Consider the following 12,122-nt stretch of genomic DNA (forward strand, 5'->3'; position numbering starts at 1 on the left):
CACCGACCGACGCCGCGACAGATATTTATCCGCCGGGAGTTTAGGCTGGCCTAATCATGTTCGGTGACGTCTACCGACAGCTCGCCACGTCGCGGAGTCAACGGCGATCGACCCTCTGTGTCGCGCTCTATCGACAGACGTTCGACGTGGACGTGGACGAGGACCGACCGCCCGAGGGCGAGTAGCGGGGTGTCCGACGGGACGCTCGGACGCTGGCCGAGAGGCGTGGGTACGCGCCGGAATCCCACAGACCCTTACGTCGGGGCGTCCGAGGCAGTCTATGGTCGAGACGTACACCATCGAAGCACCGAACGGAGACACGGACACCGTCGAACTGCCGGACGGTCTGGTCGACGTCCTCTCGGAACAGGACGAGTCGCCGGCCACCGTCGTAGCGGAAGTCGCTCTCCTCTCGTTCGTCCAGCGAGCGCACTCCATCGTCCACCACTCGGAGGGTGAGGTTCCGGAGGACCTCGTCGAGATCAGCGAGAAGGCCGAAAGCCTGTTCGAGGAGCGGTTCGGCGTCTCCTTCGCGGAAGCGACCGGCCACCAGCACTAAACGAACAGCAAGGGGACCATCGCCGCGACGCCGGCGACGACGCCAGCGGCGAGTTCGCGCTTGCCGCCGCCGGGAAGTCCTCGCCGATTTCGAGCGCTTCGGGAACGAACTCGGTGACGACGAGAAAGATCATCGCGCCGGCGGCGAAGCCAAAGCCCATGGGGAGAAACTCGCGCGCGACACGGACGAACCCGTAGGCGAGGACCGCGCCGAGGGGTTGCGGGAGACTCGAGAACACCGCCCACCAGACCATCCGCCACTCCGAGACGCCGAGCGTCCGCAACGGAATGGAGATGGCGAGTCCCTCGGGGACGTTGTGGATGGAGATGGCGACGGTCATGAAGATAGCCAGTAGCGGGACGACGAAGCCGAACATCGCGACGGCGTCCGGCCCGCCCGCGAGTCCGAGGTCGGCGAAGGCGACGCCGACGGCGACGCCCTCCGGGAAACTGTGGACCGTCAACACGCCGAGAATCAGGAGCAGTTTCCGAAAGTCCGCCTTCTCGTACCGTTTGGGGTTCACCTCGTACCCCTCGATGATGCGGTGGGCGACGACGACGAGGACGACGCCGGCGAGGAGACCCGGGACAACCTCCAGCGGCGACGCCGCCTCGGCCAACCCCTCGAAGATGAGGCCGAACACCGACGCCGCGACCATGATCCCCGACGCGAGCCCCCACAGCGCCACGTTCCAGCGGTCGCTCACGTCGTCGACGAGGAAAAACGGGAGCGCTCCGATCCCCGTCGCGAGCGCCGTGACGAGGCCCGCGATGAAGACGAAAACGAAATTCTCCAGGAGTGCCATCGGCGAAACGTCGGCAGCGACGGGAATAAGTATTATCATTTCTCCGATACTTTTGGCGAGCCTAAACCCGACGACTCCACGCCGGCGAGGGGGCGACGTCGATCGAATCCGGGAATCATTAAGGGGTAGCGGCCCGTCGGGGAGGCATGCATCCGAGAGCAGAGGAGTTCGCGTCGCGCGCTCGGGAACGATACGGACTCGACGTCGACATCCGGGAGTTCCCCGAGGGGACGAAGACGGCGGCAGACGCCGCCGACGCCGTCGGCTGTGAGGTCGGCCAGATCGCCAGCAGCCTCGTCTTCGACGTCGGCGAGGATCAGGTCGTCGTCGTCACCAGCGGCGCGAACCGCGTGAGCGAGTCGAAACTCGCGTCCCACTTCGACGTCGAACCGGACGCCGTGACGATGGCCGACGCCGACGACATCCGCGAGACGCTGGGGTGGGCCATCGGCGGCGTCCCGCCGCTCTGTCACGAGACCGACCTCCCCATCCTGTTCGACGAGACGCTCACCGCGTACGACACCGTCTGGGCCGCCGCCGGCACCCCACAGGCCGTCTTTCCGATCTCGCCCGACGAGCTGCTCTCGCTGTCGGGCGCGACGCCCGCCGACGTCACCGAATGAGACCGGCGTGGCCGACGTCGAAGGCATCATACGCGGTGGCGACGTAGACGACGCCGAATGACAGACGATTCGGTCCGGGTGTGGCTGGCCGAACGCACCTATTCGGACGACGAACAGAACATCATCATCCTCGTCTACGCGACGCCGGACGGCCGTCGGTATCTCCGCAAGGAGCGCTCGTTGACGAGTTTCACGGACGTCCGGGATACGACGGCCGCCGTCGACGCCGAGCCGTCGAACCTCGGCACCGTCGACGACCCCGAGACGCGCGAGCGATACGCGACGGAAGTCGAACGAACGCGCGAGAACCACGCACCCGACGACCTGGTGTAGCGTCGCTCTCTCCGCCGCGGGGAGTTCGCACCTGCTTTTATGCTTCGAGGGAGCGACTCGGGAGACGATGGGAGAAGCATCCGCGCTGTTCGGTCCCGAACGGGTCGCCGTCGTCGGCGCGACCGAACGCGAGGGATCCGTCGGTCGGGCGATCGTGGAGAACTTGCGCGCGGACTTTCGCGGTACGGTGGTCCCCGTCAACCCGAACTACGAGACGGTTCTCGGTATCCCCTGCGTCGACGACCTGTCGGCAGCCCGGGCCGACCTCGCCGTCGTCGTCGTGCCGGCCGCCGCCGCCGTCGACGTCGTCCGCGAGGCCGGTGAGGCGGGCGTCCGGAACGTGGTGGTCGTCAGCGCCGGCTTCGGCGAAACCGGGAGCGAGGGTGCCGCTCGCGAACGCGAACTCCGCGAGGTGGCCGAACGCTACGACCTGAACCTCGTCGGCCCGAACTGCCTCGGCATCATCAGCACGCCCTCGGGGCTGAACGCGACCTTCGCTCCGACGAACGCCCGACCGGGATCGATGTCTTTTATGAGTCAGTCGGGCGCGTTCGTGACCGCCGTCCTCGGCTGGGCGAGCGACCGAAACGTCGGCTTCAAGGACGTCGTCTCGCTCGGCAACAAGGCCGTCCTGGACGAGACGGACTTCGTCCGGGCGTGGGGCGACGACCCCGAGACGGACGTCATCGTCGGCTATCTGGAGAGCATCGACGACGGGCAGGCGTTCCTGGAGGCGGCCCGCGAGGTGACCCGCGAGACGCCCGTCGTCGTCGTCAAGTCGGGGCGCACCGATGCCGGCGCGCAGGCCGCCTCCTCTCACACAGGGGCCATCGCCGGCAGCGACGAGGCCTACGACGCCGGTCTCGAACAGGCGGGCGTGATCCGCGCCGAGACGGTGCAGGACCTCTTCGACGCCGCACAGGTACTCGCCGGCCAACCGCTCCCCTCGACTGACGACGTGGCCGTAATCACGAACGCCGGCGGTCCCGGCGTCATGGCGACGGACGCCGTCGGCGACTCCGACCTCTCGCTGGCGTCGTTCGCGGGGAGACGATCGACGGCTTACGCGAGGTGCTGCCCGAGACGGCGAACGTCTACAACCCCGTCGACGCCATCGGCGACGCCGACAACGACCGGTTTCGCCGCGCGCTCGACGTCGCCCTCGCCGACGACGACGTCGGCTGTGCGGTGGTCCTCGCCGCCCCGACGGCAGTCCTCGACTTCGAACGCCTCGCCGAGGACGTCGTCTCCCTGCAGGAGAGCCACGGGACGCCGATAACGACCTGTCTGATGGGCGGCGAACGCGCCCGGCGGGCCGAGTCCGCGCTCAACGAGGTGGGCATCCCCAACTACTTCGACCCGGCGCGCGCCGTTCGGAGCCTCGAAGTCCTCGCGCAGTATCGCCACGTCCGCGAACGCGAGTACGAGACGCCGACCGAGTTCGACGTCAACCGGGAGGCCGCCCGCGAGATCCTCCAGCGGGCCGAGGAGCGCGACACCACCCGTCTCGGCGTCGAGGCGATGGGGCTGCTCGACGCGTACGGCATCGAGACGCCGGCTGGCGAGGTGGTGGACTCGCCAGTCGACGCACTGGACGTGGCCGAATCCATCGGCGGCCCCGTCGCCATGAAGATCGTCAGCCCGGACATCCTCCACAAGTCCGACATCGGCGGCGTCAGAGTCGGCGTCGCAAACGAAGACGTCTACGACGCCTACGAGGATCTGATCACGCGGGCACGGAACTACCAGCCCGACGCGACCATCCTCGGCGTGCAGGTCCAGGAGATGGTCGACATCGACGCCGGCGTCGAGACCATTGTCGGGACGACCCGCGACCCGCAGTTCGGCCCCCTCCTGATGTTCGGCCTCGGCGGCATCTTCGTCGAGGTGATGGAGGACACCACCTTCCGCGTCGCGCCCGTTTCGGGGTCCGACGCCCACGAGATGACCGAGGAGATCCAGGCGGCCCCCTGCTGCGCGGCGCGCGCGGCCGCGACCCGGTAGATCGGGAGGCGATCGCCGAGTCCATCCAGCGCCTCTCGCAGCTGGTCACCGACTTCCCCGCCATCCTCGAACTGGACGTCAATCCCCTCGTCGCGACGCCCGATGGCGTCGAGGCCATCGACGTCCGACTCACCGTCGACCCGGAGAAGCTATGAAAACCATACTCGTCACCGCAACGGACGAAAGCACAGGCAAGACGGCCATCACCATCGCACTCGGCCGCCACGCGAAAGAGCGCGGCCTCTCGGTCGGCTACATGAAACCGAAGGGGACGCGCCTCCAGAGTCGCGTCGGCAAGACGCTCGATCAGGACCCGCTGTTGGCCCGCGAACTCCTCGATACCGGCTCCGAGATGCACGAGATGGAGCCGATCGTCTACTCGCCGACGTTCGTCGAGGGGGCGATGGAGGGGCGCGAACGCCCGGACGAACTCCACGACCGGGTGCGCGAGAGCTTCGACGCCGTCGCCGAGGGGCGCGACCTGATGCTCCTGGAGGGCGGCGGCCGTCTCTGGACCGGCGGAATCGTCGATCTGACCGACCCCGACGTGGCCGAGTTGCTCGACGCCGACGTCGTCCTGGTCGCCGAGTACGAACGCCCGGCCGACGTCGACGACATCCTCGCGGCCGCCGAATACGTCGGCGACCGACTCGCGGGCGTCCTCTTCAACCGCGTCGCCGACGCCGTCTACGACACCGTCGAGAGCGAACTCGTGCCGTTTCTGGAGAGTCGCGGCGTCCCCGTCCTCGGCGTCCTCCCGCGGGAGGCCGACCTCGCGGGCGTCACCGTGGCCGACCTCGCGGACGAACTCGGGGCCGACGTCCTCACCGACGCCGAGACGGACGACCTCGTCGAACGCTTCCTCGTCGGCGCGATGAGCGCGGACGAGGCCCTACGATTCTTCCGCCGGACGAAATCCGCCGCCGTCGTGACCGGCGGCGACCGGGCCGACATCCAGACCGCCGCCCTCGAAGCGCCGGGCGTCAAATGTCTCGTCCTCACGGGGGCCACCGACCCTCCGCGACGGTCATCGGCAAGGCAGAAGAGAGAGGCATGCCCGTGTTGCTCGTCACCGGCGACACTCTCACCACCATCGAACGCGCCGAGGAAGTTATCCGCGGGGGTCGCACCCGCGACGCCCACACCGTCGACGTGATGTACCGCCTCCTGTCGGAACACGCCGACGTGGAGTCGCTTCTCGACGTGGACTGACGCTTCGACTTCAGCACCGCCACCCGCGGTCGGTCCGGTTCAGTCGCTCACGGCCGTCCTCGGTGACGACGACGAGGTCCTCGATGCGGACGCCGAACTCGCCCGGGAGGTAGACGCCGGGTTCGACGCTGAAGACCATCCCCGCCTCCAGTTCGGTGTCGCTGTCGGCCGTGATGTACGGTTCCTCGTGGACCGAGAGGCCGACGCCGTGGCCCGTTCGATGGACGAACTCGTCGCCGTAGCCCGCCCGTTCGATAATCGACCGCGCCGCGTCGTCGACGTCGCCCGCGGTGACGCCGGGTTCGACGGCCTCGACGGCCGACCGCTGTGCCTCTCTGACGAGGGCGTGGACGCGTTCGAACGTCTCCGAGGGGTCGCCCCCGAACACCAGCGTCCGGGTCTGGTCGCTCGGATAGGCGTCGACGCGCGTCCCGAAATCGAGGACGACGGGGTCGCCCGCGCGTATCTCCCTGTCGCCGTGGGCGTGGTGTGGTTTCGCACCGTTCGGCCCGGATCCGACGATCGTCTCGAAGGCGACGCTCTCGCCGCCGTGGGCCGCGAGGCGCTCCTCGACGTAGCGGGCGAGGTCCCGCTCCGTCGACCCGATGACGTCGGCACCGCGTTCGCGGAGGTCCTCGACGACGGCGTCGGCGACGTTCGCCGCCCGGCGAAGCGCCGCCAGTTCGGCCTCGTCTTTCCGACGCCGGAGCGCCGAGAGCACCTCGCTCGCCAGGCCGAACGTCGCGTCGGGGAGGCGGTCGCGGAGGTCGTGCGTGAACTGCGCCCACATCGTGTCGTCGACGAGGACGTGGTCGTCGCGGAGCGAACAGTTCGCGACGGCAGCGTCGATGGCGGCGTCGGGGCCCGCGTCGTCGCTCCACGTCCTGACGTCGGGGACCCACGTCGCCTCCCTGACCTCCTCCCCGGAGAGTTCGGGAACGACGAAGACGGGGTCGCCCGACGCGGGAACGAACAGGAGCAGCGCCCGCTCGGTCGGCTCCTCGTCGACGCTCGCGGTGTAGTAGAGGTTCCGACTCGGGAAGAGGACGAGTCCGTCCGCGCCCGCGTCGTCGAGGCGTCGCTGGACCGCTCGCGTCCGGCGTTCGAACGGCGTCATGCCCGGACTTACGGCACCGTCCCGAAAAGCGTTTTGAGCTACCACCGGGTTTTTGTCATCTCACAGTACAGGTAGGCTATGTCCTGGATTGCGTTCGAGGCCCTCAGCGACGCGCGGCAGGCGACCGAAGACTTGCTCCTCCCGATCGATCGCGGGACGTGGCTCCGGTTGGCCGTCCTCGCGTTCTTCCTCGGTGGCGGCGGTGGCGCGCCCGCGCAGGGCGGCGGTACCTCGGGGACGACGCCCGGCGACGTCCCCGCGGAGGAACTCCCCCAGGTCCCCGCCGTGGAGTCGCTGCTCCTCGTCGTCGTCGCCGTCGCCCTCCTGGCCGTCGCCGTCGTCGTCGCGTGGATGTTCGTGGGGGCGGTCATGGAGTTCGTCCTCGTGACGGGTCTCCGCGACCGCGAGATTCACCTCCGCCGTCCCTTCCGCGCCAACCTCGGCCGCGGTCTGTGGCTGTTCGGGTTCCGCCTCGCCCTCGGCCTCGTCGGACTTGCGCTCGTCGCCGTCCCCTTGCTCGCGATCTTCGGTCTCGGATTCGGCGTCACTCCCGCCGCGTTCCTCCTCGTTCTACCGGCCGTCGCCGTCTTCGGACTCGTCGCGCTCGTCTTCGGCGTCATCAACCGTCTCACGACGGACTTCGTCGTGCCGGCGATGCTCGTCGAAGACCGGGGCATCCTCGACGGCTGGCGGCGCGTCTGGCCGCTGGTCCGGTCGGAGTGGAAGGAGGTCGGTCTCTACGTCCTCCTGCGGTTCGCCCTCGCTATGGGCGCGGGCTTCGCCGTCGGCATCGCGACGCTCTTGGTCGGACTCGTCGTCGCTATCCCCTTCGCCCTCGTCGGCGGAGCCGTCTACCTCGGACTCTCGGCGCTCGGCGGCCCGGGGCTCGCAGGCTGGGTGGTCCTCGGCCTCCTCGGCGTCCTGTTTCTCCTCTCGGTCCTCGTCGCGTCGCTCGTCCTGCAGGTGCCCGTGCTGGCGTACCTGCGCTACTACGCGCTCTCGGCGCTCGGACGGATCGACGCGACGCTGGACCTGGTCGGTGTCGAGACGTCGAGCGCGGACGGCGACGCCGAGGGCGGCGCGGCCTGACTACTGGAGGCGTTGGGTCGCCTCGACGAGGGGTGGCGGGCGTAGTCCACGACGTCGATGTCGTCGATGGATTCGAGCCCTTCCTTCTCGGCGGTGCGTTGCATGCCGAGTTCGACGGCGTCCGCCGCGTCGACGACGATGACGTAAGCGTCCATCTCGTCGATCCCGGTCTTGCGGGCGGCCATCACGCGGTGGTGGCCGTCGGCGAGGAGGAGGGTGCCGGCGTTGTCGATGACGACCAGCGGTTCGGCGAGGCCGCGTTCGAGTTCGTAGCTCCGCCCTTCGAGTTCGTCGGCGTAGACCCGCGCCTGCGTCGGGGTGAGGTTCGCCAGACGCACCGTCCGCTGTTCCTCCGTTACTTCGATGTCGTGGATCTGTTCGAGCGTCCGCATCAGTTTGCCCACCTTCTCCGGGGTGGCACGCTCGATCTGACTGCGGATGACGTCCGTGTTCGAGATGATGCCGACGAGGTTGCCGGCGTCGTCGACGACGGGGAGTTTGCGGATTCCGGACCGGAGGATGACCCGGGCGGCGTCGTTGACCTTCATCTCGGGGTGGGCGACGATGAGGTCGTCGGCCATCACGGTGAAGATGCGGGCCTCGGGGTCCGTGAGCAACAGGTCGCGCGCGCTGACGAACCCCTCGACGCGACGGCCGTCACAGACCGGAAAGCCGTTGTGCCCGTCGCTCTCGACGATCCGTCGCGACACCTCCGCGACGGTGTCGTCGGGCGAAACGGTCGCCACGTCCTTGGTCATGTAATCTTTGACTGTCGCGTTCCCGGCCATTACCCGTGGTATGTGGGGATAACTCAAAAGGGTGCCCTTACGAGCGTTCGTCGAAGGGAAACTCGAAGGCGATCTCCTCGGTCGAGACCGGCGGGCGCGGCGCTGTTTCGAGCGCCTCGAAGAAGCGCTGGGCGACGACGTCGTCGACGACGGACGCGAGCGACTCGTCCGCCTGGTCGCCGACGTTCGAGAGGATGCCGAGCGGGATCTGTGCGCCCGCCATGTCGGCGTGCCCGCCGGCGTTCCCGATGGACCCGAGGGCGTCGCGCAGCGTCTCGCCGAGGTCGACGTCCGCGCCGCGGGCGCGGGCCGACGCGTAGACGGTCCCTTCCATGAAACCGTAGACGAGCGTGATCCGGATCCCTTCCATGTTGAGGAGGTGTTCGGCCGCCTGCGCGAGAGCGTCGCGGTTGCGGATGGCTCCGACGCCGGTGGCGAGGACGTCGTCGCGGACGCGCCGATTTCGAATGGCTCGCGCCAGCGTCTCGACGACTTCCGCGCTCGTGCTCGGGGATTCCACTTTTTCGAGGATCTCCGTGTCGACGTACGGGACGAGGAACGCGGCGGCCTCGAAGTCGGCCTCGCCGGCCTCGCGGGTGAAGTTCCGGGTGTCGATGCGGATGCCGTACAGCAGCGCCGTCGCGAGCTGTTCGTCGGGTTCGATGGCGAGCCGTTTCAGATGCTCCGTGAGGAGGGTACTCGTCGCCCCCGCTTCGCTCCGCAGGTCGACGTACCGCGCCTCGATGGGCGCTCGCGGCGGGTGGTGGTCGACGACGACGTCGACGTCGGTGTCTTCGTCGAGGCCGTCGTTGACGCCGGGACGCGAGTGATCGACCAGCGCGATCCCCGTACTCCGCGAGGTCGTCCGGCGACGTGACGTTCCGGAGGTTCAGATCAAGGAGATTGACGAGCGCCCGGTTCTCCTGGTGGGAGATGTCGCCGAAGTAACACGGGTCGGCGTCGACGCCGACGGTTCGGGCGATTCGAACGAGGGCGATCGCCGACGCGATGGCGTCCGGGTCGGGGTTGTCGTGCATGACGACCGCCAGCGACCCGTCGATGCTCCGGAGGACGCGAAGGAGGTGGTGGATGCGCGTCGCCGCGTGGCCCGTGGCCACGCCCGTCACGTGGTCGGTCAGCAGCGACCGGGCGTCGACGACGTCGTCCGCGACGTCTCGAATCGCTCGCCGGTCCGCGTCGTCGGCGTTCCTGTCGACGAACGCCGCCAGGTACGCCGCCGGGAACCGGTCGCGGGCGCGGGCGGCCGCCCGACGGTTCGTCGCGGCGTCGTCACCGAACACCAGCACGACGTCTACGTCCATCTCCGGGTACGCCGCCGGATCGGCGGGATCGCCGACTGTCGCCTCCACGCCCGCCTCGCGGAGCGTCTCCGCCTGACTCTCGTCGGCGACGACGGCACGAGGCGACTCCCCACGGGTCGAGAGCGACTCGACGACGCGCCGCCCGACGGACCCACAGCCGAGCACCAGCCGACTGACCATGCTCTCCCGTCGTCGTCGTGCCGGAAAATCCTACCGTCACGACGACGGGGTCGTGCCGGAAAACCCTCCCGTCACGACGACGGGGTCGTGCGCGTCGTTCCGTCACGTGACCCCCCGATGGAATTAACATCTCGTGTGGGTTGCTAGTAAACACCATGGAAGCGACAGCCGAGTTAGCGGACTCGTCGCTGGGCGAGCAGCTGCGAAGCGCCTGCCGGACCGCCGTCGGCGACAGTCTCCGGAGCATCACGTACTTCACGCCCGACGCTTACGAGCAGGTCTATCTCCGTTCCGACCTCGAAGCCGACGCCGACCTCGCGGGTTTCGTCGAACTCGAATCGCACGGCTTCCGGACGCATACGGCCTACCGCGGATCCGAACTCGGCGACTACCGCTACACGATCCGGTCTTTCGAGAACGGCTACGTCACGCGCGTCACCGTCGGCGACCACGGGGTGTTCGTGACGACGGACGGCCTGACGATGCGCCGGTCCGAAGACGTCGCCGAAGCGTTAGAGAGCGTTCTCTCCTGACCGTCTCGTTCTCAGCGAAAAGAAGACCGAAACGCCGGTTCAGGCGAACAGCGCCGTCGCGGCGGTCTGGGCCGTCTCGACCACCGGTCCGAAGCCGGGGAGCAACAGGAGCGTCCCGACGGCCGCGAACATGACGGCGACGTAGAGGCCGACCGGTTTCGATTCGAGTTCGAACGGCGTGCTCGGTTCCTCGATCCACATCGCCTTGACGACGCGGGAGTAGTAGAACAGCGAGAGCGCGCTGTTGATTGCACCGACGGCGGCGAGCCACCAGAAGCCGCCCTGCACGGCCGAGTAGAACAGGGCGTACTTCGAGAGGAAGCCGCCGAACGGCGGGAGGCCGGCCAGCGAGAACATGAAGACGGTCATGGCGGTACAGGCCACCGGGGCCTTCGTCGCCAGGCCGTTGTAGTCCTCGAAGGTGCGGCCGACTTCCCAGTGTTCGACGAGGGCGATAAAGAGGAACGCCCCCGTGTTCATGAAGCCGTAGACCAGCAGGTGAGCCATGCTCGCGCCCATGACCTGGCCGTTGGGGCCGCCCTGCGAGAGGGCGGCGAGGCCGATGAGCGCGTAGCCGGCGTGCCCGATGCTGGAGTACGCGAGCATCCGCTTGACGTTCTCCTGTGTCGCCGCGGCGAAGTTGCCGAGGGTCATCGTCACGACGGCCAACACGGCGAACAGCAGCGGCCAGTCGATGCCCATCGGAACCACGGACGCGATGGGGAACGCCTCGACGAAGACGCGGAAGGCGACGGCGAAGCCGGCGGCCTTCGACGCCGAGGAGAGGAAGGCGCTGATGGGCGCGGGCGCGCCTTCGTACGCCTCGGGGGCCCAGAAGTGGAACGGCACCGACGCCGTCTTGAACGCGAACCCGCCGGCGATCAGCAACACGCCGACGCCCGCGACGCCGACGAAGTCACCGGCGTCGACGAGGCCGGAAGCGACGTCAGACAGCAGGAGCGACCCGGTGACGGCGTAGACGAGGCTGATGCCGAACGCGAACACCGCCGACGAGACCGCGCCGATGAGGAAGTATTTCAGCCCCGCCTCGACGCTGCCCTCGTTGCGCTTGAGGAACGCCACCAGCGCGTAGGAGGGCAGCGAGGCGAGTTCGAGGCTGACGAACACCGACGCAAGCGAGTTCGAAGACGCCATCAGCGTCATGCCCGTCGCGGCGAGCATCACCAGCGAGTAGAACTCGGCCTGGTAGGTGCGTCCCTTCAGGTAGTCGTAGCTGGCGACGATGACCATCGCCGCCACGCTGGCGAAGATGACGGAGAAAAACAGGCTCATCCCGTCCACGACGAGGGCATCGCCGTAGAGGAGGATAGGCCCGCCCGTCGACGCCTGTCCGGTGCCGGCCAGCAGATACCAGCCGGCGAGGCCGAGCGCCGAGAGCGCGCCGAGCGCCGAGATGCCCGCGAGCGCGGAACTGTGCGTCGAGTCGGGGTCGATGCTGTCGAGGCCCAGCAGGACGAGCGCCGTCAGCGCCAGCACGAGCGCCGGCCCGAGCGCCGCCCAGCTCGGCAGTTGCATCTGGAGCGGGATCACGGGAGA

Annotated in this window: 9 protein-coding genes and 4 pseudogenes; 8 read left to right on the forward strand and 5 right to left on the reverse strand. The window is 68.4% G+C overall.

Features of this window, described 5'->3' with window-relative positions; translation table 11 throughout:
• The first annotated feature begins 56 nt into the window (after positions 1-56).
• Both ACFQJD_RS05520 and ACFQJD_RS05525 read left to right on the forward strand, forming a co-directional pair.
• Positions 57-185 (forward strand): hypothetical protein, encoded by a 129-nt coding sequence (locus ACFQJD_RS05520; RefSeq protein WP_379796724.1) that lies wholly within the window; start codon positions 57-59, stop codon positions 183-185.
• A 95-nt stretch (positions 186-280) separates the two neighbouring features.
• Complete coding sequence (locus tag ACFQJD_RS05525) at positions 281-559, forward strand: DUF7545 family protein (RefSeq protein ID WP_379796726.1); 279 nt, start codon at positions 281-283, stop codon at positions 557-559.
• Here ACFQJD_RS05525 and ACFQJD_RS05530 read toward each other — a convergent pair.
• A pseudogene (locus tag ACFQJD_RS05530) lies at positions 556-1,364 on the reverse strand (ZIP family metal transporter). The gene ACFQJD_RS05525 and the pseudogene ACFQJD_RS05530 sit on opposite strands and share 4 nt — an antisense overlap.
• 146 nt (positions 1,365-1,510) lie before the next feature.
• On the opposite strand from ACFQJD_RS05530, the gene ACFQJD_RS05535 reads away from it, so the two are divergent.
• From ACFQJD_RS05535 to ACFQJD_RS05550, 4 genes and pseudogenes are all read left to right on the forward strand, one after another.
• On the forward strand, positions 1,511-1,987 hold the full coding sequence (locus ACFQJD_RS05535) for a YbaK/EbsC family protein (protein ID WP_379796727.1): 477 nt from the start codon (positions 1,511-1,513) through the stop codon (positions 1,985-1,987).
• Positions 1,988-2,044: 57 nt separating this feature from the next.
• Positions 2,045-2,320 (forward strand): hypothetical protein, encoded by a 276-nt coding sequence (locus ACFQJD_RS05540; RefSeq protein WP_379796729.1) that lies wholly within the window; start codon positions 2,045-2,047, stop codon positions 2,318-2,320.
• Between the two features lie 67 nt (positions 2,321-2,387).
• Positions 2,388-4,479: pseudogene (locus tag ACFQJD_RS05545) on the forward strand (acetate--CoA ligase family protein).
• Positions 4,476-5,480 (forward strand): phosphotransacetylase family protein, encoded by a 1,005-nt coding sequence (locus ACFQJD_RS05550; RefSeq protein WP_379796731.1) that lies wholly within the window; start codon positions 4,476-4,478, stop codon positions 5,478-5,480. Before ACFQJD_RS05545 ends, ACFQJD_RS05550 begins: the two are co-directional and overlap by 4 nt.
• Positions 5,481-5,546: 66 nt before the next feature.
• Here ACFQJD_RS05550 and ACFQJD_RS05555 read toward each other — a convergent pair whose 3' ends face one another.
• Positions 5,547-6,653, reverse strand: coding sequence for a M24 family metallopeptidase (locus ACFQJD_RS05555; RefSeq protein WP_379796733.1), 1,107 nt, complete (start codon positions 6,651-6,653; stop codon positions 5,547-5,549).
• Positions 6,654-6,731: 78 nt separating this feature from the next.
• On the opposite strand from ACFQJD_RS05555, the gene ACFQJD_RS05560 reads away from it, so the two are divergent.
• Entirely contained in the window at positions 6,732-7,742 is a 1,011-nt protein-coding gene (locus ACFQJD_RS05560) for a DUF7544 domain-containing protein (protein ID WP_379796735.1), read from the forward strand.
• On the opposite strand, the pseudogene ACFQJD_RS05565 reads toward ACFQJD_RS05560, so the two are convergent.
• Positions 7,743-8,530: pseudogene (locus tag ACFQJD_RS05565) on the reverse strand (CBS pair associated ParBc domain-containing protein). It lies immediately after the preceding gene.
• A gap of 37 nt (positions 8,531-8,567) precedes the next feature.
• Positions 8,568-10,032, reverse strand: a pseudogene (locus ACFQJD_RS05570) (DHH family phosphoesterase).
• A 155-nt stretch (positions 10,033-10,187) separates the two neighbouring features.
• Between ACFQJD_RS05570 and ACFQJD_RS05575 the strand changes: the two are divergent.
• Positions 10,188-10,565, forward strand: coding sequence for a DUF7522 family protein (locus ACFQJD_RS05575; RefSeq protein ID WP_379796737.1), 378 nt, complete (start codon positions 10,188-10,190; stop codon positions 10,563-10,565).
• A 39-nt stretch (positions 10,566-10,604) separates the two neighbouring features.
• On the opposite strand, the gene ACFQJD_RS05580 is transcribed toward ACFQJD_RS05575, so the two are convergent.
• A complete protein-coding gene (locus ACFQJD_RS05580) occupies positions 10,605-12,116 on the reverse strand; it encodes an NADH-quinone oxidoreductase subunit N (RefSeq protein ID WP_379796739.1) in 1,512 nt (503 codons plus the stop codon).
• Positions 12,117-12,122 lie beyond the last annotated feature (6 nt).

The sequence above is a fragment of the Haloplanus sp. GCM10025708 genome (assembly GCF_042663985.1).
GTDB lineage: Archaea > Halobacteriota > Halobacteria > Halobacteriales > Haloferacaceae > Salinirarus > Salinirarus marinus.